A 23,817-nucleotide genomic window follows, 5' to 3' on the forward strand; every position below is an offset into this window, starting at 1 on the left:
CAGACTTGCACGGAGGCAAACAATGAGTCACCTGTTAGATACCTTAAGAAAAGACTGGTCCTTATCAGCCACAGTTGCAGGATTTTTAGCTGTACTGATTTCCTATGCCGGTCCTTTAATCATCTTCTTCCAGGCAGCCCAACAGGCTCAAGTGTCCAATGCCATGATGATTTCATGGATTTGGGGCATTTCTATTGGCGCAGCCGTTGCCGGTATCTTCCTTTCAATTAAATTCAAAGTTCCGGTGGTCACCGCCTGGTCGGCACCCGGAACGGCCTTGCTGGTCACCCTCTTTCCTGATATTTCCCTGAACGAAGCCGTTGCAGCCTACATCACCTCAGCCGTGGTGATTTTCATTATTGGGATTACCGGTTATTTCGACAAATTGCTGGCCTTAATTCCGCAAGCAGTTGCAGCAGGCATGATGGCCGGCATTTTGTGCCAGTTTGGCTTTGGTCTGTTTACCGCCAGTAACAACATGCCGTTTATTGTATTTGGCATGTTGCTGGTGTTCTTACTGGCCAAACGTTTTAGTCCGCGCTATGCCATGCTGTATGTACTATTGACCGGAATTGGCCTGAGCCTGTTGCTCGGCACCATGAATCCGGTCGAAATGAGTTTTAGCCTGGCAGTGCCGCAGTTTATTGCGCCGGAATGGACCTGGAACTCGACCCTTAACCTGGCCTTACCGCTGATTTTAGTCAGCCTGTCTGGTCAGTTTCTACCGGGGATGGCCATTTTAAAGCTCAGTGGCTACGACACGCCGGCTAAACCCATTATTACCACCACCAGTATCGCTTCGCTGGCGGTGGCGTGTGTTGGCGGGATCACTATTGTCCTGGCCTCAATTACCGCCGCGCTGTGCATGGGCAAAGACGCGCATGAACTGAAAGAAAAGCGCTATATCGCCGGGATTGCCAACGGCCTGTTCTACATTTTAGGCGGTTTATTTGCCGGCAGCATTGTGATGCTGTTTAGCCTGCTCCCGAAAGAATTGGTGGCAGCATTGGCCGGTCTGGCACTTCTAGGAGCCATTGGCATCAATTTAAATGCCGCCATGCATCAGGAAAACCAGCGTGACGCAGCACTTATTACCTTCCTGGCAACTGCATCGGGTATGCAGTTTTTAGGTCTCAGCTCAGTTTTTTGGGGAATTTGTCTGGGTATTCTGGCTCATGTCATTTTAAGCAGAACCGGTTTATCAGGACTGACCTCACCTTCAAGCCCAAGCAAAAGCACGGGTCAATGAAGTTTGTTTGACTAGGAAACAACTATGATTGATAAAAGCTCAGCATCTTTAAAAGATGTGCTCTCTCAAATTAAAGATGGTTCAACCATCATGATTGGTGGTTTCGGTACAGCAGGTCAGCCTGCTGAACTGATTGATGGCCTGATTGAACTGGGCATCAAGGATTTGGTCATCGTCAATAACAATGCCGGTAATGGCGACTACGGTTTGGCCAAATTACTCAAAGCAGGCGCTGTACGTAAAATCATCTGCTCGTTCCCTCGTCAGTCTGACTCTTATATTTTTGATGAACTGTATCGTGCTGGCAAAATCGAGCTGGAACTGGTGCCGCAAGGTAACCTGGCTTGCCGTATTCAGGCTGCAGGTATGGGTTTAGGCCCAATCTACACCCCAACTGGCTTTGGTACTTTACTGGCTGAAGGTAAACCGACCTTAAATTACGAAGGCAAAGAATTCGTTCTGGAAAACCCGATTAAAGCCGATTTTGCTTTAATTAAAGCCTACAAAGGCGACCGTTGGGGCAACCTGGTGTACCGTAAATCTGCTCGTAACTTTGGCCCGATTATGGCCATGGCGGCAGATGTCACCATTGCACAGGTCGCAGAAGTGGTTGAACTGGGTGAGCTTGATCCTGAGCACATCATCACTCCGGGTATTTTTGTACAGCATGTGGTGTCAGTTGCTGCCAAACAGCCTGAACAATCAGCATAAATACGTGAAGGAGAACACGATGAGCTATACCAAATTAACACGTGACCAGATTGCTGAACGCGTTGCCCAAGACATTCCAGATGGTGCCTATGTCAACCTCGGGATTGGCCTGCCAACCAAAATTTCAAACTACCTGCCTGCAGATAAAGATGTATTCCTGCATTCTGAAAACGGTTTATTGGCCTTTGGTCCAAAACCTGCGCCAGGTGAAGAAGATCCGGAACTGATCAATGCCGGTAAAGAATATGTAACCATGCTAACCGGTGGCTGTTTCTTCCATCATGGAGATTCTTTCGCGATGATGCGTGGCGGTCACTTGGACATCGCCGTATTGGGTGCCTTCCAGATTGCAGAAAATGGTGACCTGGCCAACTGGCATACTGGTGCCCCAGATGCAATTCCTGCAGTAGGTGGTGCAATGGACCTTGCAGTTGGTGCCAAGAAAGTCTTTATCACTACCGATCACGTGACTAAAAAAGGCGAGCCGAAAATTGTAGCGGAGCTGAGCTATCCAGCAACTGGCCTGAAATGTGTAGATCGTATTTATACCGACCTGTGCGTGATTGATGTGACAGCTGAAGGCATGAAAGTGATTGAGAAAGTTGACGGTCTGTCATTTGAAGAGCTGCAATCCCTGACCGGTGCGAAGCTGATTGATGCGACACAGGGTTAAGTAATCCCTCCCAACCTCCCTGAGCGAGTTTTAAAGCACGGCTTTAAAAACTCAGCGCAAGCAAGGGAGGAAAAGTCCCTCTTTTCTAAAGGGGGATTTAGGGGGATTAAAAAAGAATTTAGGAAACAGAAAAAATGAAAAACGCATATATCATTGATGCTATTCGCACCCCATTCGGTCGCTACGCAGGCGGACTTGCCCCTGTACGTGCAGATGACCTGGGTGCCATTCCCATTCAGGCGCTGATGGAGCGTAACCCAAGTGTTAACTGGGAAAAAGTAGATGACGTGATTTACGGCTGTGCCAACCAGGCCGGTGAAGACAACCGTAACGTCGGCCGTATGTCTGCGCTATTGGCGGGTGTGCCGCATCAGGTGCCTGCAACAACCTTAAACCGTTTATGCGGTTCATCACTGGATGCAGTTGCCATGGCAGCGCGTACCATTAAAGCCGGTGAAGCACATCTGATTGTGGCGGGTGGTGTAGAAAGCATGTCACGTGCACCATTTGTGATGGGTAAATCTGAATCTGCCTATGGCCGTAGCCAGAAAATTGAAGACACCACCATGGGCTGGCGCTTCATTAACCCGAAACTCAAAGAAATGTATGGTGTTGAAACCATGCCTCAAACTGCTGAAAACGTGGCAGAACAGTTCAACATTAACCGTGAAGATCAGGACAAGTTTGCGTTTGAAAGCCAGCAACGTACTGCTGCTGCTCAAGCCAAAGGTTTCTTTAAAAATGAAATCGTACCTGTAGTGATTCCACAGCGTAAAGGCGAACCAGTTGTGGTCGATACCGATGAGCATCCACGTGCATCAACCACGTTAGAAGGTTTGGCCAAGCTAAAACCTGTGGTCAAAGCCGATGGTACTGTGACTGCCGGTAATGCCTCAGGTATTAACGATGGTGCAGCAGCATTATTAATTGCCTCTGATGAAGCTGTAGCGGAATACGGTTTAAAACCACGTGCCAAAATTATTGGTGCAACTGTGGTGGGTGTGGAACCACGCATTATGGGCTTTGGTCCAGCGCCAGCCATTAAAAAACTGTTGGCCCAAACCGGTCTGACGTTAGAGCAGATGGATGTGATTGAGCTAAACGAAGCTTTTGCTGCTCAAGCACTGGCGTGTACCCGTGACCTTGGTCTGGAAGATGGTGCCGCGAAAGTGAACCCGAATGGCGGCGCCATTTCACTGGGTCATCCACTCGGTGCATCAGGTGCGCGTCTGGTCACCACGGCCCTGAACCAGCTGGAAGCCACTGGCGGCAAATATGGCCTGTGCTCAATGTGTATTGGTGTCGGTCAAGGCATCGCTTTGATTATTGAACGCGTTTAAAGATACGATAACAAATTAAATTTCCCCTCCCTTTTTTAAAGGGAGGTCGGGAGGGATTCAATGCCAACATTTACATCTCAAGATGCTGAAATTAATTACCAAACCTTTGGTGATGCGACAAAACCTGCGCTGGTATTTTCTAACTCGCTAGGTACCAACTTTAACATGTGGCAACCGCAAATTGACCACTTCCAGCAGGACTTTTTTGTCATTTGCTATGACACCCGTGGTCACGGCACATCTTCTGCTCCACAAGGTCCATATACGCTTGACCAGCTCGGCCAAGACGTGGTGAATCTGCTCGATCATTTAAATATTGAAAAAGCAGCCTTCTGTGGTATTTCGATGGGTGGTTTGACCGGTCAGTGGCTGGCAATTAACAAGCCTGAACGTTTTAGCCATGTTGTGGTCTGTAATACGGCCGCTAAAATTGGTCAGGAACAGGCCTGGAATGAGCGTGCCACACTGGTCCGTGAACAAGGTTTGGCCCCTATTGCATCAACGGCGGCCGGTCGTTGGTTTACCGAACCCTTTATCCAAAGTAACGCAGCAACTGTAGTGACTCTTTCAAACGACCTGGGAGCTGGCAGCCCTGAGGGTTATGCAAGCTGCTGCGAAGCTTTGGCTAAAGCGGATGTACGTGAACAGTTAAAAGACATTCAGGTACCGGTATTCATTGTTGCTGGTCAGCAAGACCCGGTAACAACTGTAGCCGATGGTGAATTTATGCAACAACGCATTGCCAATGCTGAACTGTTTGAAATTAATGCTTCGCATATTTCCAATATTGAACAGCCAGAAGCCTTTAATCAGGCGGTGCAGGCGTTTATTCAACGCTAAACCCAGCTCGGTTGAAAGCATTTAAAAAAAGATAATCTCCGGATTATCTTTTTTTGTTTTTAGGCAATTTTTAAAAAGATTGATGATTCTACTGAGATGCCCTGCCCATCTACTTCAACTTTAAGCCCAGATCACCAGCATCGCGGCAATCACCACCAGTACCAAGCCCAGATGATCGGTTCGGGCCAGTTTTTCCTTAAAGAAAAAGGCAGAAATCAGCAAGCTAAATAGAATTTCAATCTGTCCCAAAGTTTTGACCAAGGCCACAGTCTGCATACTCATGGCACTAAACCAGCCAAGGGAGGCCAGAAAACTGCAAATACTCACCTTAAAGGTCAGTCCCAGCCGCTGCCACATGGCCTGTAAGGTATGCTGGCTAAACAGCCCCAAATACAACAACATGCTGATACATTGCAGCCCGATCACAAAACATAATACCCAGCCGGCACGATGTAAAAAGGGTAAATTATCCAGTTCCAGACTCGCTTCACGCACCAGCAGTGAGGTAATGGCAAAACTGAGACCACTGCCCACCCCAATCGCCAACGTGCTGACAGACAGCTTGGTATTGGCCGGCCCTTTACTGAGTAAAAAGACCGCCACGCCGCCTAATACGACGCCAACCCAGCCCAGCAGACTTAAATATTCGCCCAGTAGTGCCACGCCAATTAAAGCCGCCAGAATCGCCTCGCTTTTGGCCAGTCCGACACCAATGGCATAGTTTTTCTGCTTGAACAGTTGCACCATGAGAATGGTGGCCAGAATCTGGCAAAAAGCCGCCACAGCAATATACAGCCAGAATTTCCCGCTAAAGCTAACCGGCGTTGCGGCAGGCTGCTGCAGATATAAAAAACTCAAATAACCGACCGCAAACGGCAAGGCAAAAATAAAGCGTGCAAGCGTGACGCCATAAACGTCGACCGTCATGCTGAGCTGTTTTTGAAAGGCATTGCGCCAGGCCTGCATAAATGCAGCCATCAGGGTAAAAAGAATCCAGGTACTGGCCATGCGAGTATGAAAAATATGATCGGGAATAAGGTTTAATCTACTCCTTTCATGGCGCATATTCGACCATTTTTCATTCATTTACCGTGGCTTTGCTGAATAAATCTCCAATTCTGTCTATTTGCAGCTTTTATGTTCCTTTTAATCCGGAATGCAATGACTGCAAGGCACATGCTTGCCGTTTGCATCCACATGGCTTTTCGACTCAAAATGAAGCTAAGCGACTGATCGCATCAGGCAACTTTGTAAATCTGCTACAATTTTATAGCGGGTTTCAAATACCCTCCTGACTCAATCTATGTTTAGATAAATGGACGTATCCTGCAGGCTGAGGACCAAGAATGAAGTATTTTGAATGTGCGGTATGCCATCAGCAGATTTTTTTTGGTGCCTCATTTTGTGAATATTGCAAGGCGCCCATTGGCTTTGTTGCCTCCGAAAAAGATATGGGCACCTTTCGTAAGGATAGCGAAAATGAATGGGGCAGCCTGAATGAAAGCTATCGTAATCAGAAATTTAAGCCCTGTTTTAATTATAGTCACTATCAGGTCTGCAACTGGATGATTCCTGTCGATGATGAAAATATCTATTGCGAATCCTGCCAGCTTACCCACACCATCCCCAATTTAGATGAACCGGAAAATATCCAGTACTGGCGTTATCTGGAACAGGCTAAACGGCGGTTTTTATATCTGGCGCAGCGCATGAATATTATGCCGCGGCCAAAACGTTCTGAAGATGACCGCTATGGCCTGCGCTATGAATTTTTAATGCCCATGGAAGGCCAACCGGTGCTGACCGGCCACGCCAATGGTCTGATTACCCTCAATGCCATTGAAGCCGATGTGGTGTACCGGGAAACCACGCGCGTAACCATGGGAGAAAACTACCGCACCCTGCTTGGCCATTTTCGCCATGAAAGCGGCCATTATTATTTTGATGTGATGCAAAACCGCCATCCGGAACTGGTCGATGAATTCCGCTACTATTTTGGTGATGAACGTCAGGATTATGGCATGGCACTCAAACGCCATTATGAACAAGGCCCGCCCTCCGACTGGCAAGACAGCTATATCAGCACCTATGCCACCACCCATCCCTGGGAAGACTGGGCTGAAACCTGGGCGCATTATCTGCACATGATGGATACTTTGGAAACCGCCTATTTTGCCGGAATCCGGGTGCAAGGTAACGGCCGTACCCTGTCCAATCTGTACTTTACCGAATGCCCGATTGGCGGCAAGGATATTGAACACATTTTAGAAAACTGGATTGCCCTGACCTTTAATCTGAATGCGCTGAATCGTAGTATCGGGCTGGATGATGCCTATCCGTTTAAACTGACCGAGCCGGTAAAAGACAAACTGCGTTTTATTCACCGGCATGTGCTGGATAAAGCCTTTAAATCCAATCAGGCCAGTCATCCTGCTTAAGCTCGCTTTCAATTCAATGAGATTTGCTACACGATATAGCGTTTACTTAGGCCCCATTCGGCCAGAATCCGGCGGTATAAGGCCGATGCGCGATCTGCTTCAAAATGGGCTTCCATGCTTAAATCCAGCGGCAGTTCTTCCGGTTTCTGGCTTTCTACCATGTCATGATCTTCGGCAAAAATCTGCGCATTAAAATCGTAAACTGCTTGCAGGTCGCCGGTGGTATCAAAATTCCGGGTTAAAGGCACAAATAACCGGGTCTGATGGGCCGATACCGGACAACAGGCATTTAAGATTTTTAAGATGCCATCATTCGGAAAATAAATGGTCAAGGTCGCTGCAAAAGGTGGATAAACATCAAATTCACGCGTCCATAAAAAGCCTTCGGGTGCTAAATGCTGCATACCATGCGGATAATTGCTGACATTGGAAATATAGATACTTTTCAGGCCATAGTCAGTGCGTTCGGTATGATATATCGGTACCACCGGATTGTCCCGATCAGCAAAGGCCTGATGATGCACCCAGGCAAAATGTGCAACATCAATAAAACCTTCTAACTGACGGCCGCTAGAACCGGCAATATCCACACTGGGTGGTAAAATGGATTGATGCTCCGCATCTTCCCAGGTGTCCAGCACCGGAAAATTGGCTGGCTGTTCATCCCGCCCGAACAGGCTGGTCCAGACCAGACCATATTTCAGCACCACCGGAAACGTGGTCAGGCTAAAACGCTCCGAAATCTGGGTCAGGTCGGGCTGGGCCGGAATTTTGGTGCATTTGCCGGCACGGTTATAGTGCAGCCCATGATAAGGACAGACAATTTCCTCGCCCTCTACCCAGCCTTTGCTTAAAGGCACACCGCGATGCGGGCAAATATCCCGCACCAGCTGGATGTCACCGCTTTCTGTCCGGTACAGCGCCATTTTCACATCCAGTAAAGTCACCTGTTGCGGCTGGCTGCTGACATCCTGAATTCGTGCCACCGGATACCAATGCTGCGCCAGAATATGCCAGTCACTGGCATCAAAGCGGCTGTCATGGGGTTGGGCAAACAGGTTGATTACAGGAATCGCATTCATAGGCTGGCTCACTTTTAAGCTATACAGGGTCAAGAACAAACGGAAATCCGCGATTTTCTCATGTCGTTTATTGTTAATTTCCTGTTTTAAATTAAGAGCTTCTGCTTTTTCTGTCTATTAGAATGTTTTTGATGATCTGTTCTAAAAATTCGAACACTTTAGTCAAAATTGACCTGAACTGGCGCAGATCTTGCTCTTTTAAAACCTGTCGATATCACGCTGGCCAGGTCTTAAATGGTGAATACCCCATTTTCGCGTTTTTCAGAATATTTTATTGCGGTGGCGCAAACCGGCAGCTTGCGTAAGGCAGCCGAACAGCTGTTTATTTCGGTATCTGCCGTGCATCGACAAATTGTACTGGCCGAGCAGGAACTTGGGATTGCACTATTTGAACGTCTGAATCATGGGCTACGGCTGACTTTGGCCGGAGAGTTACTGTATGCCGATCTGTTAAAATGGCAAAAGGAATTTCAGCAGACCCGCATCCGTTTTGATGAAATTCAGGGCCTGCATCGTGGCAGCATTGAATTTGGCTTAATTTCAGCGCTCAGCGAAAGTTTTGTGCTGCAGTCGATGCAACACATGAGCCAGCATTATCCCTGGATTGATTTTCACGTGCATGTGCTGGACAGTGAAAAAGTCGCGCAGATGATTCAGGCCGCGGAGCTGGATTTTGGTCTGCTGCTGAATCCGCAAGCGCATCCGCATTTAGAAGTGGTGGCTTTTGTGGAAATTCCGCTGGGTTTTGTGATTCCGGTTGAGCATCCTCTGGCAGAACAAACACCGCTGTATTTTTCCGATACCTTGCCTTATGCCCATTTAATGCCAGCACCACCGCTGATTATTCATGAATATGTCAGCGCGCTGTATAAGCACCATCAGTTTAGTCCGCGTAGCCGCATCGAATGTAATGACATTCGTATGTTAATGTCATTGTTAAAGCAGAATTTGGGCCTGGGGCTAATGAGTTATTTAGATGCACTGCCGCTCCTGGAACATCAAACAGCCATCTTTAAACCGGTTCAGGACAAAGGTTTATATCCACTAACGTTGGCCCTGTGTGTGGCACCGAAACGGCAACTTTCCCGGATTGCGCAAATCATGATGAAACAGTTAACCGAGCAGATGGAGCAGCTGCAACAGCAGATTGCCCAGCTTTAAAAAACCGGCTGAATCAAAGGTACTACATTGTCCCGTTGTAAACGGCTGATGCCCTGCACTTTTTGCATTTGATACACCGTGGCCTGAAGTTCCAGCAATTCTTCCGGATGATGGGTCACATAAATCATACCCAGCTGCAATTCGCGCTGAATGCGTTTTAAAAATGGCAGTATCTGCTGTTTTAACTGCTGATCCAGTCCGCTTAAGGGTTCATCCAGCAGCAATAACTGCGGTGCAGACAATAAAGCCCGGCCAATCGAAACGCGCTGTGCTTCCCCGCCGGATAATTGATGCGCTTTGCGTCGAATCAGCCTGGACAGTTCTAACAGCTCAACAATCTGCTCAAACTCAAATTTACGCTGTGCCAGCGGCTGTAAACCTTCTGCATATCTTAAATTCTGCTCAACATTCAAATGCGGAAATAACAGGGCTTTCTGAAAAATCAGGGCAATTTTACGTTGATGCACAGGCACAAATACCTGCTGCTGGGTATCGAGCAATAAACGGTGATTCAGCACAATCCGGCCCTGTTGCGGCCGTAACAGTCCAGCCAGCAGATGCAGAAAGCTGGTTTTACCGGAACCGGAGGGCCCCAGAATGCCGACAATCTGCTCTGCACAGGTCAGCTGCAGCTGTAATTTGAACTGCGCATTCTGATAATCGATCTGACAATCCAGCATCAGTTTTGCCCCAATTTACGTTGATATCTGTGCAGAATAAAATAATTGGCCAGTAAGGCGGCAAAAGCCAAGCCGGTGGATAACAGCACCAGACGCATGGCAGCAGCTTCGCCATCAGGCTGTTGAATGAGCGTATAAATAGCGATGGGAATGGTGCGGGTTTCATCCGGGATATTGCCAACAAAGGTAATGGTGGCGCCAAATTCACCCAGACTGCGGCTAAAGCCCAGAATACTGCCCATAAGAATCCCGGGCAGCACCAGCGGTAAGCTAATACTGAAAAAGACTTTCAGCGGCGCAGCCCCAAGTGAGGCTGCCACCTGTTCCAGCTGTGGATTTAACATTTGAAAAGACAAACGAATCGGTTGAACCAGCAAGGGAAACGCCACCAGCATGGCAGCCAGTACTGCGCCTTTCCAGTTAAACGCCAGCTCAATGCCCCAGTGGGCCAAAACCTGTCCAATCCAGCCTTGCGGGCTAAACAGCACCAGCAATACATAGCCCAGCACTACCGGTGGTAAAACCATCGGCAGTTGTAACATGGCTTCAAGCAAAAACTTGCTGCGAAATTCATAGCGTGCCAGCATCCAGCCCAGACAAATTGCAAATGGCAGGCAAAACAAGGTCGCGACGCTGGCCACTTTGGCAGACAGATACAAGGCACTTAGTTCTTCGGGACTGAGCATCAAAGCAGCAACCTAGGGGCGAAAACCATGTTGAACAAAAATCTTGTGAGCCGCGGCGCTACCCAGATAGCGCCGGAACTTGACCGCCTGACGATTCTTTTCACCCTGTTTGGTTAAAGCCGCGGTATAGACAATGTCCGGATGGGTCTGCACCGGAAACGCACCCAGCACTTTTACTTTATCGCTACTGACGGCATCGCTGCGATAAACAATGCCGACCTGACAGGCACCGCGCTCGACAAAGGCCAAAGCAGCCCGGGCATCCGACGCGCCAATAATGCGTTTTTCCAGCCGTTTATACCAGCCCAGCTTGGTCAGACTATGTTTGGCATATTTTCCAACCGCCACCGAATCGACCTGTCCGGTACACAGCCGCCCTGTAAAGGCCTGAGGAAAATTAAAGGTAGGATGCGCCCGAAACGGAATCCGCGCATCTTTCAGGGCAATTGCCACCAGCTGATTATAAATAATTGGTTTGACCTGACTGGCTTTGACCTTGTTGCGTTTCACCAGATAGGTCATCCAGTCCTGATCGGCGGGGAAATAAAGATCGACTTTTGCACCGCGGACAATATGTTTGGCCAGGGTCGATGAAGTGCCAAAAACCGGTACAATCTTGGCTTCAGGATGTTGCAGCTGATAATGCCGAATCACATCCGTCAATGCCGGGCCCAGACTTGCAGCTGCATACACCTGAACGGAATTGGCTCGACTGAATGTGCTTAAGCACAAGGCGACACAGATTAAACCCAGTTGGATGGTCTTCAAAACGCACTCCCTCAATGCTGTATGAATATTCCCTTTAAGCATTGGCCTTTTTGAATCGGCTGATGGGCCGGCACACGCACCAGACAGTTGGCATACATCAGATTACTGAGCATATGCGACTGCTGCTTGGCTAAACTGTGCAGTTTCAACACCCCATCTTCAAAACAGGCGGCCATTCTTAAAATCCTTTCTCTCGCATCGGGCTTTAAGTCATGTTGTATTTGCCCTGTCCACCACGCGGGCGGCTGACTTTGCCCTTGTAATACTTCTAATAAAGTTTGCGTATAGATCGAGATTCCAACATATACCGCCGCAGGATTGCCCGGCAATGCCAATAAGTGACAAAATTTGTTAGCCGATTTTCGGTATCTGGCGAAAAAAACCGGTTTCCCCGGCTTCTGTTTCACTTTCCAGAACACCTGCTCAAAGCCTGCATTTAAAGCCACCGGACGGATAAAATCATAATCACCAACCGAAATTCCGCCAGTGCTGATGATGACATCATACTCCTCCTGAAGTTGCTGAAAGTATCGGATTAAGGCAATTTCATTATCTTCCACATGCACAATATGCACAGGTTGATGCCGTGCCTGACACCAGGATGCAATTAAAGGCGCATTGGCATCAAAAATTTTTCCTGCTTGCAGATCTGCAGCCGACTGCGCGACTTCATCGCCGGTAATCAGCACGGCAACTTTAGGCTGCTGATAGACCTGTACCTGATCAATACCGGCCATGCTTAAGGCGGCAATTGCGCCGATATTTAAATATTGTCCGGCTGATGCCAGTAACTGACCTTGGCTAATTTCTTCGCCCACATCCCGGATATCGGCATGCAGTTTGAGCGCAGTCTCTAGCTGAACCAGATGGCTCGACATCCGCTGCACAATTTCCTGACGTGCCACCGTGGTGGTACCGGCAGGAATGGGCGCGCCGGTAAAAATACGCATCGCCTGTCCACGCTGCAGCGTCACATCGGCCGATTGTCCGGCCCGGATTTCACCGACCAGCTGGAACTGCTCGCCTGGCGCTATCTCTCCATCGCTACACAGGGCATAACCATCAACCGCGCTTTGGGAAAATAAAGGCAGATCAATCCCCGCATAAATATCTTCAGCTAAATAGCGATGCAGGCCCTGTTGTAGTTGCAGGGTTTCCACCTCCAGACAGGGTGTTGCCGCAATCATCTTATCTAGTGCTTGATCCAGACTGATCAGCCCGCTTTCTACACCACAACCTGACATTATTGATAGCCTCCTGCATGTGGAATATTTTTCTGCACATCAAAGACATGCACCAAGGCCGGTAATACCGCCAGCAAGGATTCCTTCGCCCCCTGACGACTGCCCGGTAAAGTCATCACCAGACTATTTTCGATATAGCCGGCGACTCCACGGCTTAAAGCCGCATACGGCGTGCGTTTCTGGCCAAAACTGCGCGAGGCTTCCATCAGCCCTGGAATTTCCCGTTCTAATAGCGGAGCCAGGGTTTCTACGGTTAAATCTTTCGGGCCAAGACCAGTGCCGCCAACGGTTAAAATCAGCGGATACTGATTTTTCTGCTGTTCAATTAAGGCCAGCAACTGTTCCGGGCTATCCGGAATCACCTGATACTGAACCTGCTGGAAATTGGCCTCTGCCAATATTTCCAGAATATTCTGGCCGGCGGTATCCGGTTTTTTACCCGCGGCGACGGTATCGGACAGCACAATCACCGAAGCCGGCATCGGCTGCGCCAAGACCCGGCTAAAATGGGATTTACCGCCTTTTTTCTGCTGTAATTTGCATTGATCCAGACACAAATCTTCCGGTTCACAGTGCGGTTTCAGCATGTCGTATAAGGTCAGTCCGGCCAGACTAGCTGCGGTTAAGGCTTCCATCTCGACACCGGTCGGGCCAATAGTTTCTACCGTGGCAATAATTTCGACATGCTGTTCATGCAGTTCATAGTCCACATCGGCCCGGTAAATGGGTAAAGGATGGCATAGCGGAATCAGCTCATCGGTACGTTTGGCCGCCAGAATACCGGCAATACGCGCGGTTTTCAGCGCATCGCCTTTTTCAGTATTGCCCTGACGCAGCAGCTCGATACAGTGCGGCGGCGCATATAAAATGGCACTGGCCACCGCAGTACGATAGGTTTCGGCTTTCATGCCTACATTTTTCATGACTTTATTCCGGAATTATTGATTTAAAAAATTAGGCTTAACATCAAATTTAAAGCGGCCATTGATAGGCGTTTTCGCCTGCATGGGGGTGATTGCAGCACTCGGTATGCGTATTCGCTTCCACTGGCGGATGATCTTTACGAATACAGCAGCCTTCGACATACTGGCTGCTGCCATCGCAATAAAATTCTTCTTTCCAGACCGGGACTTCATGTTTGACCCGCTCCACCGCCACCTCACAGGCCTGAAAGGCTTCACGGCGATGGGGCGCATACGCCATGGCAATAATTGCGGTTTCACCAATGGCTAAATCCCCAATCCGGTGGATGACCCGCACATAAGACACGCCATATTGCTGCTGAATTTCCTGCTCAATCTGCCGGATCATTTTTTCTGCCACCGGTGCATAGGCGGTATATTTCAGCGACTGCACCGCTTTACCTTCATGATGATTGCGGACTGTGCCCACAAAAATGCCAATGCCACCACATTCAGGAAACTGCTGAATCTCATCGAAGCTGGACTGGCTGAGTGGCATATCCTGAATCCGGGCAAACTGTTTTAGATGTTGCATCGTTTAACCTCCTGCCACCGGTGACAACAGCACCAGCGTGGTACTGTGCTGCAAAGTCTGCTGGCGCGGCACAATATCTTCACCAATCGCGCAGGCACAACGTTCGACCAGAGACGCTGCCGCTGGATAACTGTGGTTTAACTGCAGCAACAAGTCCGCAATGGCCGTACCGGGCAGGCACTGCATCTGAATAGTTTCTGGCAGCGCCTGTTTTACAGCGCCAAAGGCTTCAATCTGAATCAGGATATCGTGCATACTTAACCTCCAATCATATACATGCTGATTTTCCGGGTGCTCCCGGCAGTGGTTGTGGCTTGAGAATGAATGGCATGAAAGCCGGCTTTTTTCTGCCAGATATAGCTTTGTAATTGCTGCAGTAACTGCTCACGTGCCACGGGCGCCGTGTGAGTCTGTAGCTGTTCAATCAATACTTTTAAGGGCACAGGCTGTTCGGCAAACAGGCAGTTATACAGTTCACCCTGGGCACTTAAACGCAACCGGTCACACTGGCCACAAAAGGCATGACTGATGGTGGAAATAATCCCTACCGGGTGGCCATCGACCCGATATTCCCGTGCCGGATTCGCGCCTTGGCTGTGGATGGCTTCGACCGGAAAATGCAGGCTTAAACGCTGCAAAATTTCCTGTTCGGTCACTACATGCGCGGCGCTCCAGCGTCCATCACCATCCAGCGGCATAAATTCAATAAAACGCAGCGGAATCTGCTCGGCTTTGCTCCACTGCAAAAGCGGCACCATCTGGTCGTCATTAATGCCTTTAATGAGCACGCTATTCAGTTTGATGGGCAAATGCGCCTGCTGCGCGGCCTGAATCCCGTCGAGTACCGGCTGTAACTGTTTTTGGGTTAGCGTAAAAAACTGCTGCGGATCTAAACTGTCGAGACTGATATTTAAATCATCCAGACCGGCCTGTTTTAATTCCTGCGCATAGTGGCTTAAATAATGGCCATTTGTGGTCATGGAAATTCTCGCCAGCCCCAATTGGCGTAGCGGCTGTAAATCCCGGATAAAATGCACCACCCCCTGACGCATCAACGGTTCGCCGCCGGTAATCCGGATATGCTGAATCCCCTGCTCAACCATCAACTGGCAAAACTGCAGCAAGGCTTCAAAACTCAGCAACTGATGTTTCTTCATCCATTCAGGATGTTCAGGCATACAGTAGACGCATTTAAAATTGCAGCGATCGGTCACAGAAATCCGCAGTTTGCGTTTGCTCCGGCCAAACTGATCCTGAAAATATGCGGGTCTCACGGGAATCTGGGGATTGATCACGCCTGTTATCCTCTGGGCAATTGCTTCATGGCTGTGCAATAGGCAATAGGTTTGCACGGATCACATGCCGCGCTTTAGGCTTGAATTTGCAATTAATGTTCCAACTTTGGGCTTTTAATAAAGAGAGTGTTTAAATTCTGCCCAGCACATGCTAGAAGCGAAGAAATGAGATGATTTTTAAAGAAATTTCAGCTGACGATACTGTTGCAGTTCATCCAGCGAGTTAATACTGTGAAAAAATAGCGCACGATTTTTAAATTTTGCCACCTGAGCATGCATTTCTGCGAAACAGTGCTTTAAACTGCGCTGATGTTGTGCAAGATGCGCGCGAAGTGTGGGCAAACTGCTGCGTTTCATCAGACAAAATGGATACAGCGCCTGTCCGTTCATCATCACATAGGCCACGTCGGCCTGCGGCTGTCTGGCCAGACGCTGATGCAACCGTGGCAGCACATCGGGCGGAATATAGGTCACATCACAGGGAATAAACAGCACATAATCGGCCTGTACATGGCCCCAGGCGCTTTTCATCCCCATCAACGGGCCTAAAAAACCGCCTTCATCATCATGATAACAATGCAGATGCGGCAGCAATCTGGCATAAATGGAACGATCGCGATGGCTATTGATCCACAATTGCTGAATTTCCGTTTTAAAGCGCCGCTGGATTTTGAGCAGCTGGATATCATCATCAAACTTTTGTAGCAGCTTGTTCATGCCATTCATGCGGCGGGCTTGTCCGCCCGCCAGAATGACCAGATCCGTGGCAGGATAATCCATCTGAATGGTGGCATAGTTGCGATTCATGGCATTTCCTCCATCTGACAGGCTTTAATCAGGCCACGAATTTCCGGTAAACATGAACCGCAATTGCCGCCAGCTTTTAAACAGGCCGTGACCTGTTTTTCATGGCTTAACTGCTGCTCCCGAATGGTCTGGATGATGCGGTTTTTGCCGACTTTAAAGCAGCTACATACCAGAGGTCCTTCATTGTTCTGTACCGACATGGCCTGTCCGGCCAGCAAGGCTTTACGATGCGTGGCACTTAAACGCTCACGTTTAAACAGGCTGGCGACCCAGTCCCGATCGGGCAATAAAGCGTTGGGCGCAATATACAGGCTGGCAATTAAAATCCCGTCCTGTAACACCACACTATGGCTGATGAATGCCGATGGATCTTCCAGCTGCAGCCATTCAAAGCGGCTATCTTCCAGCTGCAGCAGCTGTTTAATCTGTGCGGCGGTATGTTTAAATTTTTTCCGGTCGGCCAGTTCATAACGCACCGCTTTGGCGGTCTGAATCTTGCTCCACCACGCTACCTGCGCCAAAGTGGCCTGAACTGCCGCTTCATGACCGTGGCGAATATACAGCACGCCCTGCCAGTCGGTATAAAATGGCTGGATGCTAACCGGGGTATGTTTAAATTCGGGTTCGCCGGAAATGGCATCCACCACCGGATTGACCACTTTTCCAATTCGCGCATCGGAAGCGACCTGATCATTCCAGTGAATGGGCGCAAACAGCTGACCACGGCGAATACCAGTCGAAACTTCAACCCGCAGTACACAACTGCCCCAGCGGGATTTCAGCTCCACCAGCTCCCCATCTTTCAGGCCATATTTCAGTGCATCATTGGGGTGAATTTCACAATAGGGCTCGGCTTTGTGAGTGCTTAAATTGGCCGATAAACCGGTACGGCTCATGGTGTGCCACTGGTCACGAATCCGGCCAGTATTCAGAATGAGAGGATAATCGTCACAAGCGCCATGTACCGGGTCGATGGCCTGAGTGGCAATAAAACGGGCTTTGCCATTCGGAAAGCTAAACTGTCCCTGGGTAAACAACTGTTCCACCGGCGGATTCTGCTGAGGCGTTAACACTGGCCATTGCAGCGGCTGTAGCTGTTCATACTGTTGCAGGCTTAGCTGGCTCAGACCGCTTAAATTAAAGTAGCGAAATAGCGGATAGTCCTGACGCTGTGTCACCGGACCATTTTCACAGGCCGATAAAGCCACATGTTCCAGAAAAATCTCATGCACATGCTGATAATCGAAACCGCGAAAGCCCATGGCCTTGGCCACCTGACTGATCGCCCACCAGTCGGCCCTGGCCTGACCCGGTGCGGGCAAAAAGGCACGCTGTCTGGAAATGCGCCGTTCGGAATTGGTAACACTGCCCTCTTTTTCGCCCCAACCCAAAGCCGGTAATAAAATATCGGCATAGGCGGTGCTATCGGTATCCTGACAGATATCCGACACCACCACAAAATCACACTGCGCCAAGGCGCGTTTGACCTGATCGGCATTGGGTAAACTCACCACCGGATTGGTGGCCATAATCCACAGTGCCTTGATTTTCCCGGCTTCTACCGCTTCAAACAGATCGACCGCTTTTAACCCCGCTTGGGTGGCAATTTTTGGACTGTTCCAGAACTGTTGTACCAGCTGTTGATGCTCCGGATTCTCTAAATCCAGATGGGCTGCCAGCATATTGGCCAAGCCACCGACTTCACGGCCGCCCATGGCATTCGGTTGTCCGGTCATGGAAAACGGTGCTGCGCCCGGCTTGCCAATTTTGCCGGTCAACAGATGACAATTGATAATACTGTTGGCTTTATTGACCCCTTGTGAAGACTGGTTCACCCCCATCGAAAACAGGGTCATGACTTTGTCAGTCTGGGCAAATTTTTCAAAAAATAGCTGTAATTTCTCGGCAGAAATCCCGGTACGCGCTGCCACATTTTCCAGCTGCTGCTCCGCGGCGCTGGCTTCTAACGCCTGCTGCAAGCCTTCGGTATAGGCAGCGGTAAAATTGTGGTCCTGATGACCATTTTGCTGTAAGTACTGCAGCAAGCCGTTAAATAATGCAACATCTTGCCCGAGCATAATCGGCAAATGTAAATCGGCCGCTTCACAGGTCGCGGTAAAGCGTGGGTCGACCACCACCACAAACAGATTGCGCTGTTCTTTGGCCTGCATCATGCGCTGATACAGAACCGGATGGCACCAGGCAGTATTGGAACCGACCAGCACCACCATCTCGGTCTGTTCAAAATCTGCATAGCTGGCAGGCACCAGATCTTCGCCAAAGGCCCGTTTATGCGCCGCCACCGCAGAAGACATACACAGCCGCGAGTTGGTATCAATATTAGCCGTGCCCAAATAACCTTTGACAAATTTATTGACCACATAATAGTCTTCGGTCAGCAATTGCCCCGAAACATAAAAAGCAATACTTTCCGGGCCATATTGCTCAATACAATGCTGGAATTTTTGCGCAATTTCGGTGGTGGCAGTCTGCCAGTCTGTTGGCTGACGGTTGTCCTTACGGCCCAGCATTGGGGTTAATACCCGTGTCTCTAGCCCCAAGGTATCGGCCAGATTGCTGCCTTTAATACACAGTTTGCCAAAGTTGGCCGGATGCTGCACATCGCCTTCGACTTTCACCTGCACGCCCTGTGGTGAATGGCTGACATGGGCCTTAACCCCACAACCCACACCACAATAAGGACAGGTGGTTTGTGTAGTCATCGTTTTTAGTTCTGTGGAGCTTTCTAGTTCCACAACGGGAATACTGTTCATGGATGCCCCTTAGGTGTTGAAACACAATTTAATTCTTTTCAAAAAGATTCATTCCAACGCTGTCTTTTCAATGCAACCCATTTATCTGGATTAAGCTTCGGTTCGACCTACTTTTCTTTCGGGAAAAGTAGGCAAAACCTGAGCCACACTGTGGCGTAAGAACCGCAAAACTCGCCTTCATCGGGCATTTATCAAAAAGGTCGCAGAAACATTCATTTTCATATTTTGTCCTGGCTCAAACAGTTGCGGATGACGTTTCCGTGTATCCGCTTAGGTACAGGACAGAATAGTTTGTTCTTAACCCGCTTTCTTTAATGCAAAATCCCGACCAAATAGCAGTTTATTCCGAATCGAAGTGATTGGTGTCTGATCTACAATCAGCTCGGCATACCATGCACCATCCTCGGTATCACCAAACAGTACTGCACCAATGACTTTGTCTTTCTGGATGATGATGCGTTTATAAATCTGACGTTTTTCATCATTCAGGACAATGTCTTCAAAATCATCTTCCGGTTCAAAATTACCGGCCGAGAACACATCACAACCACTGACTTTGAGCTGGGTCGGAACAGTAGGTGCCTTAAAGGTCAAGCTACCGTGTTCTGCCAGATGCGAGGCACAAATAAAGGCTTGGCCCCACAGCGGTTCCACCAGACCAAAAGTTTGACCACGATGTTCGATACACTCACCGACTGCATAAATACTCGGGTCATAACTTTGCATGGTGTCATTGACCAGCACCCCACGCTGACAGCGCAGGCCGGCACTTTGCGCCAGGGCAATATTCGGACGGATTCCCACCGCAAACACCACCAGATCGGCATCGAGCAGCGTGCCATCGTTTAGCCGGACTTGTGTGACATGGCCATTTTCACCAAGCAGCATTTCGGTATTGGCTTCGGTCAGGATACGAATACCTTTTTCTTCAATACTGTTTTTCAACATTAAGCTGGCTTTGCTATCCAGCTGACGATCCATAATACGGTCCATTAGATGCAGTACGGTAACGTTCATGCCACGCTGTTTCAAACCATAGGCCGCTTCAAGTCCAAGTAAGCCACCACCAATAACCACAGCATTTCGTTTCTGTTCGCAATATTCCAGCATCCGGTTCACATCATAGATATCGCGGAAGCTGAGCACACCGTCCAGCTCTGTGCCCGGAATTGGGGGAATAAACGGCTGCGAGCCAGTGGCTAAAATCAGCCGGTCATAATTCACCACTTGCCCCGACTGGGTGAAGACTTGCTTGCGTGGACGATCAATTTTCACCGCAGCATCACCGGCAATCAGCTGAATACCTTTTTCGGCATACCAGGCATGCGGATGCAGCATGATATCGTCCACCGTTTTATCACCGGCCAAGACCGGGGACAGCATAATCCGGTTGTAGTTGCCCCACGGTTCTTCGCCAATCACGGTAATCTCGTAACGATCAGGTGCCATATCCAGCAAATCTTCCAGACAGCGCATGCCCGCCAGACCATTACCCACCAGCACCAGCTTCATTTTTTCCTGTTGCACGCCATTATTGGTGATATAGGTTTTTTGTGCGGTCGGACTGACAAAAACCCGGCCCTGTTCAATTTTGCTTGGAAACACCAGTAATTTCTGGTCTTTATCTTCCAGACACCGGCCGGTGGCCAGACTGAAATGCTGTTTATAGATTGGTGATGCCACTACACGCTCACCTTGCAAATCACCCAGAATACCGCGCGACATCACATTGGCGCCGCTAAACGGGTCCTGATTACTCAGGGCATAAACACGCTGTTCCTGCCCCACACGGAAAATTGCAATCTGCTGGCCTTCCACCAAGGCTGCCACGCCGGTATGTGGTGTAATCTCCTCCAGATGACAGACCTCTACCCAATCCAATTCATTCATATCTTTTAAAATTGTCATCATCGTTATCCTGTGCTTTGGCATCTTCTGCTGCATATCCCATTTGGTTTTTCTGGCGGATTTGCTTTAGAAGATGCGTCTTGATCTTGAAGGTTATGCCTGCATCACCGGAATCCGGCTTTCATCACGCTCGGCTGCCGTTTTCGGGCGAATCTGCCCACGCTCGGTGGCAAACTGGATGTGCGGATCGTGCTGCTGCTCGGCTTTGGCATTGATAAAGGTTTTAAAGCGTTTGCGTACTTCCGGATCTTCAATCGCGGTGCGCCATTCATCCTGATAAGTACCCACCACATGCTGCATGCGGCGTTCTAGTTCTTCGGCCAGACCTAAGGAATCGTGCACAATCACGTCTTTCAGATAATCCAGCCCGCCCTCCAGGTTGTCGCGCCAAACCGAAGTACGTTGTAAACGGTCTGCGGTTTGAATGTAGAACATAAAGAAGCGGTCGATGTATTTGATTAAGGTGCTGGTATCCAGATCGGAAGCCAGCAGCTCGGCATGACGCGGTTTCATGCCACCGTTACCGCAAACATACAGGTTCCAGCCTTTTTCAGTGGCAATCACGCCCACATCTTTACTTTGTGCTTCGGCACATTCACGGGTACAGCCCGATACCGCCATTTTCAGTTTGTGTGGAGAGCGCAGGCCCTTGTAGCGGTTTTCCAGGAAAATCGCCAAACCAACTGAATCATCCACGCCATAACGGCACCAGGTGCTACCCACGCAAGATTTCACGGTACGCAGTGACTTGCCGTAGGCATGACCCGATTCAAAACCGGCATCAATCAGTTTTTGCCAGATTTCCGGTAACTGATGTACCTGCGCCCCAAACATATCCACGCGCTGACCACCGGTCAGTTTGGTGTACAGGCCGTATTCCTTGGCAATCTGGCCAATGGCAATCAGGCCATCTGGAGTCACTTCACCACCGGCCATTCGTGGGACCACCGAATAAGAACCATCTTTCTGGATATTGCCCAGATAGTAGTCATTGCTATCTTGCAGGCCGGCATGACTTGGTTTTAGCACAAAGTCATTCCAGCAGGAGGCCAGAATATTGGCCACAGTTGGTTTACAGATATCACAGCCCAGACCGTGACCATGTTGCTGGATTAAATCTTCAAAAGTCTTGATCTCGTTCACACGCACCAGGTGATACAGTTCCTGACGCGAATAGGCAAAGTGTTCACAAAGATGGTTATTGACCGTCACCCCTTGACGCTGCAATTCGGCTTTTAATACCTGAGTCACTAAAGGTGCACAGCCCCCACAAGCAGTTGCGGCCTGGGTACATTTCTTCAGTGCACCGAGTGAAGTTGAACCGGCTTCAATCGCCTGGCAGATATCGGCTTTAGACACGTTATTACAGGAACAGATGGTGGCGCTGTCTGGCAGCAAATCGACACCGCTGCCACCGGCTTTGGCACCTGACTCGGCAAAGCCCGGCATGATCAGGCTTTCTGGCTGTTCTGGAACTGCCAGACCATTCAGCATCATTTGCAGTAGATCGTTATATTCTTTGGCACAGCCAACCAGCACCGCACCCAGCAATCGGTTTTTTTCCGCATTAACCACAATTTTCTTGTAGATCAGCGCATCTTCATCGGCATAAAAATAGCTGAGTGAATTTGGAGTCATGGCATGTGCATCACCAATAGATGCCACATCCACACCCATCAGCTTTAATTTAGTGCTCATGTCGGCGCCAGCAAAGCAGTTCGGGTTTTGCTGCATCACATGCTTGGCGGCAATTCGAGCCATGTCATAGCCCGGTGCGACCAGACCGTAAATCTTGTTTTGCCACAGCGCACATTCCCCAATCGCATAAATATCCGGATTGGAAGTCTGACAGTAATCATTAATCACAATCCCGCCGCGCTCGCCAATGCTGAGTCCGCTTTGGCGCGCCAGTTCATCACGTGGACGAATCCCGGCAGAAAACAGGATGATATCGGTTTCCAGTTCAGCGCCATCACCAAACTTCATCACATGCTTGGCCGACGCGCCATCTTCAATTGAGGAGGTGGCTTTCTGGGTATGGACTTTCACGCCCAGATCTTCAATTTTGCTGCGCAGCACCTTACCGCCCAGGTCATCAACCTGCACCGCCATCAGACGCGGCGCAAACTCGACTACATGGGTTTCCAGATTTAGGTCTTTTAAGGCTTTGGCTGCTTCCAGACCAAGTAAACCGCCACCAATCACGACACCAGATTTGGCATTCAGACTAGCGGCTTTAATTGCATCCAGATCTTCAATAGTGCGGTAAACAAAGCAGTTTTCACGGTCATTGCCCGGAATAGGTGGCACAAAGGCATAAGAGCCCGTCGCCAGTACCAGTTTGTCATAGGCAATCACATCACCCTGATTGGTGGTGACCAGTTTATGTACCGGGTCAATATCCGTGGCTTTGGTATTGAGGCGCAGATCAATGCCATAGGCATCGGCGAAGTCACTGCGGCATAGACTTAGGTCTTTGGCAGACTTGCCGGTGAAGTATTCAGTTAAATGTACGCGATCATAAGCCAAACGCGGTTCTTCTGCCAAAATGGTGATTTCAACTTCATCGCCCGCAGTTTCCAAAACCGATTCGATAAATTTGTGGCCGACCATACCGTGGCCAATCATGACAAGTTTCATACAGTTCTCCTCAATAATATTCTG

At 49.2% G+C, this 23,817-nt stretch carries 21 protein-coding genes; 7 read left to right on the forward strand and 14 right to left on the reverse strand.

The genetic code is table 11. The features are described 5' to 3' along the window. Positions 1-22 precede the first annotated feature (22 nt). From benE to pcaD, 5 genes are all read left to right on the forward strand, one after another. A complete protein-coding gene (gene benE / locus FTU67_RS09560; RefSeq protein ID WP_087662389.1) occupies positions 23-1,249 on the forward strand; it encodes a benzoate/H(+) symporter BenE in 1,227 nt (408 codons plus the stop codon). 24 nt (positions 1,250-1,273) lie between these two features. Further along, positions 1,274-1,960, forward strand: coding sequence for a 3-oxoacid CoA-transferase subunit A (locus tag FTU67_RS09565; protein ID WP_016658116.1), 687 nt, complete (start codon positions 1,274-1,276; stop codon positions 1,958-1,960). Positions 1,961-1,979: 19 nt separating this feature from the next. Then, entirely contained in the window at positions 1,980-2,633 is a 654-nt protein-coding gene (locus tag FTU67_RS09570; protein WP_016658115.1) for a 3-oxoacid CoA-transferase subunit B, read from the forward strand. Between the two features lie 134 nt (positions 2,634-2,767). Then, a complete protein-coding gene (gene pcaF, locus FTU67_RS09575) occupies positions 2,768-3,973 on the forward strand; it encodes a 3-oxoadipyl-CoA thiolase (RefSeq protein ID WP_016658114.1) in 1,206 nt (401 codons plus the stop codon). A gap of 60 nt (positions 3,974-4,033) precedes the next feature. After that, positions 4,034-4,813 carry a 3-oxoadipate enol-lactonase gene (pcaD, locus tag FTU67_RS09580; protein ID WP_180061687.1) on the forward strand — a complete coding sequence of 260 codons (780 nt, stop codon included), beginning with the start codon at positions 4,034-4,036 and terminating at the stop codon, positions 4,811-4,813. Positions 4,814-4,933: 120 nt separating this feature from the next. Here the strand turns inward: pcaD and FTU67_RS09585 are convergent, their stop codons facing one another. After that, positions 4,934-5,821 carry a DMT family transporter gene (locus tag FTU67_RS09585; protein ID WP_180061688.1) on the reverse strand — a complete coding sequence of 296 codons (888 nt, stop codon included), beginning with the start codon at positions 5,819-5,821 and terminating at the stop codon, positions 4,934-4,936. A 338-nt stretch (positions 5,822-6,159) separates the two neighbouring features. Here FTU67_RS09585 and FTU67_RS09590 point away from each other — a divergent pair, with 338 nt between their 5' ends. Then, entirely contained in the window at positions 6,160-7,251 is a 1,092-nt protein-coding gene (locus FTU67_RS09590) for a putative zinc-binding metallopeptidase (RefSeq protein WP_180061689.1), read from the forward strand. A gap of 26 nt (positions 7,252-7,277) precedes the next feature. Here the strand turns inward: FTU67_RS09590 and FTU67_RS09595 are convergent, their stop codons facing one another. Beyond that, on the reverse strand, positions 7,278-8,333 hold the full coding sequence (locus tag FTU67_RS09595; protein WP_180061690.1) for an aromatic ring-hydroxylating dioxygenase subunit alpha: 1,056 nt from the start codon (positions 8,331-8,333) through the stop codon (positions 7,278-7,280). 237 nt (positions 8,334-8,570) lie between these two features. Between FTU67_RS09595 and FTU67_RS09600 the strand changes: the two genes are divergently transcribed. Continuing rightward, entirely contained in the window at positions 8,571-9,494 is a 924-nt protein-coding gene (locus tag FTU67_RS09600) for a LysR family transcriptional regulator (RefSeq protein WP_180061691.1), read from the forward strand. Here FTU67_RS09600 and FTU67_RS09605 read toward each other — a convergent pair. The 12 genes from FTU67_RS09605 to nirB all read right to left on the reverse strand — a co-directional run bounded on the left by FTU67_RS09605 (position 9,491) and on the right by nirB (position 23,793). Continuing rightward, positions 9,491-10,174 carry an ATP-binding cassette domain-containing protein gene (locus FTU67_RS09605; RefSeq protein WP_104470184.1) on the reverse strand — a complete coding sequence of 228 codons (684 nt, stop codon included), beginning with the start codon at positions 10,172-10,174 and terminating at the stop codon, positions 9,491-9,493. The two genes, FTU67_RS09600 and FTU67_RS09605, sit on opposite strands and share 4 nt — an antisense overlap. Then, positions 10,174-10,860, reverse strand: a complete 687-nt coding sequence (gene modB / locus FTU67_RS09610; protein WP_104484125.1) for a molybdate ABC transporter permease subunit — start codon at positions 10,858-10,860, stop codon at positions 10,174-10,176. The genes FTU67_RS09605 and modB overlap by 1 nt, the downstream gene beginning before the upstream one ends. Positions 10,861-10,872: 12 nt before the next feature. Beyond that, entirely contained in the window at positions 10,873-11,628 is a 756-nt protein-coding gene (modA, locus tag FTU67_RS09615) for a molybdate ABC transporter substrate-binding protein (RefSeq protein ID WP_180061692.1), read from the reverse strand. An 11-nt stretch (positions 11,629-11,639) separates the two neighbouring features. Further along, positions 11,640-12,872 (reverse strand): molybdopterin molybdotransferase MoeA, encoded by a 1,233-nt coding sequence (locus FTU67_RS09620; protein WP_180061693.1) that lies wholly within the window; start codon positions 12,870-12,872, stop codon positions 11,640-11,642. Continuing rightward, a complete protein-coding gene (gene moaCB / locus FTU67_RS09625; protein WP_005178124.1) occupies positions 12,872-13,795 on the reverse strand; it encodes a bifunctional molybdenum cofactor biosynthesis protein MoaC/MoaB in 924 nt (307 codons plus the stop codon). The genes FTU67_RS09620 and moaCB overlap by 1 nt, the downstream gene beginning before the upstream one ends. Positions 13,796-13,844: 49 nt before the next feature. After that, positions 13,845-14,369 carry a molybdenum cofactor biosynthesis protein MoaE gene (locus FTU67_RS09630; RefSeq protein WP_180061694.1) on the reverse strand — a complete coding sequence of 175 codons (525 nt, stop codon included), beginning with the start codon at positions 14,367-14,369 and terminating at the stop codon, positions 13,845-13,847. 3 nt (positions 14,370-14,372) lie between these two features. After that, the gene (locus FTU67_RS09635; RefSeq protein ID WP_016658102.1) at positions 14,373-14,624 is read right to left on the reverse strand and encodes a MoaD/ThiS family protein; all 252 of its coding nucleotides are present in this window, start codon (positions 14,622-14,624) and stop codon (positions 14,373-14,375) included. A 2-nt stretch (positions 14,625-14,626) separates the two neighbouring features. After that, positions 14,627-15,661 carry a GTP 3',8-cyclase MoaA gene (gene moaA / locus FTU67_RS09640; protein ID WP_373685121.1) on the reverse strand — a complete coding sequence of 345 codons (1,035 nt, stop codon included), beginning with the start codon at positions 15,659-15,661 and terminating at the stop codon, positions 14,627-14,629. 180 nt (positions 15,662-15,841) lie between these two features. Beyond that, positions 15,842-16,471 (reverse strand): molybdenum cofactor guanylyltransferase, encoded by a 630-nt coding sequence (locus FTU67_RS09645; protein WP_127799927.1) that lies wholly within the window; start codon positions 16,469-16,471, stop codon positions 15,842-15,844. Continuing rightward, entirely contained in the window at positions 16,468-19,245 is a 2,778-nt protein-coding gene (locus FTU67_RS09650) for a nitrate reductase (RefSeq protein WP_180061696.1), read from the reverse strand. The genes FTU67_RS09645 and FTU67_RS09650 overlap by 4 nt, the downstream gene beginning before the upstream one ends. Before the next feature lie 297 nt (positions 19,246-19,542). Continuing rightward, a complete protein-coding gene (nirD, locus tag FTU67_RS09655; protein WP_168390761.1) occupies positions 19,543-21,153 on the reverse strand; it encodes a nitrite reductase small subunit NirD in 1,611 nt (536 codons plus the stop codon). Between the two features lie 93 nt (positions 21,154-21,246). Further along, positions 21,247-23,793: a nitrite reductase large subunit NirB gene (gene nirB, locus FTU67_RS09660; protein WP_168381796.1), complete on the reverse strand. Its 2,547-nt coding sequence runs from the start codon at positions 23,791-23,793 to the stop codon at positions 21,247-21,249. Positions 23,794-23,817 lie beyond the last annotated feature (24 nt).

It is taken from the genome of Acinetobacter sp. YH12132 (assembly GCF_013418645.1).
In the GTDB taxonomy this organism is placed as follows: domain Bacteria; phylum Pseudomonadota; class Gammaproteobacteria; order Pseudomonadales; family Moraxellaceae; genus Acinetobacter; species Acinetobacter indicus.

Coding starts and splice junctions, on each gene's coding strand:
- benE (WP_087662389.1), top strand. CDS start 23: ATGAGTCACCTGTTAGATACCTTAAGAAAAGACTGGTCCTTATCAGCC.
- FTU67_RS09565 (WP_016658116.1), top strand. CDS start 1,274: ATGATTGATAAAAGCTCAGCATCTTTAAAAGATGTGCTCTCTCAAATT.
- FTU67_RS09570 (WP_016658115.1), top strand. CDS start 1,980: ATGAGCTATACCAAATTAACACGTGACCAGATTGCTGAACGCGTTGCC.
- pcaF (WP_016658114.1), top strand. CDS start 2,768: ATGAAAAACGCATATATCATTGATGCTATTCGCACCCCATTCGGTCGC.
- pcaD (WP_180061687.1), top strand. CDS start 4,034: ATGCCAACATTTACATCTCAAGATGCTGAAATTAATTACCAAACCTTT.
- FTU67_RS09585 (WP_180061688.1), bottom strand. CDS start 5,821: ATGGCCAGTACCTGGATTCTTTTTACCCTGATGGCTGCATTTATGCAG.
- FTU67_RS09590 (WP_180061689.1), top strand. CDS start 6,160: ATGAAGTATTTTGAATGTGCGGTATGCCATCAGCAGATTTTTTTTGGT.
- FTU67_RS09595 (WP_180061690.1), bottom strand. CDS start 8,333: ATGAATGCGATTCCTGTAATCAACCTGTTTGCCCAACCCCATGACAGC.
- FTU67_RS09605 (WP_104470184.1), bottom strand. CDS start 10,174: ATGCTGGATTGTCAGATCGATTATCAGAATGCGCAGTTCAAATTACAG.
- modB (WP_104484125.1), bottom strand. CDS start 10,860: ATGCTCAGTCCCGAAGAACTAAGTGCCTTGTATCTGTCTGCCAAAGTG.
- FTU67_RS09620 (WP_180061693.1), bottom strand. CDS start 12,872: ATGTCAGGTTGTGGTGTAGAAAGCGGGCTGATCAGTCTGGATCAAGCA.
- moaCB (WP_005178124.1), bottom strand. CDS start 13,795: ATGAAAAATGTAGGCATGAAAGCCGAAACCTATCGTACTGCGGTGGCC.
- FTU67_RS09630 (WP_180061694.1), bottom strand. CDS start 14,369: ATGCAACATCTAAAACAGTTTGCCCGGATTCAGGATATGCCACTCAGC.
- FTU67_RS09635 (WP_016658102.1), bottom strand. CDS start 14,624: ATGCACGATATCCTGATTCAGATTGAAGCCTTTGGCGCTGTAAAACAG.
- FTU67_RS09645 (WP_127799927.1), bottom strand. CDS start 16,471: ATGAATCGCAACTATGCCACCATTCAGATGGATTATCCTGCCACGGAT.
- FTU67_RS09650 (WP_180061696.1), bottom strand. CDS start 19,245: ATGAACAGTATTCCCGTTGTGGAACTAGAAAGCTCCACAGAACTAAAA.
- nirD (WP_168390761.1), bottom strand. CDS start 21,153: ATGACAATTTTAAAAGATATGAATGAATTGGATTGGGTAGAGGTCTGT.
- nirB (WP_168381796.1), bottom strand. CDS start 23,793: ATGAAACTTGTCATGATTGGCCACGGTATGGTCGGCCACAAATTTATC.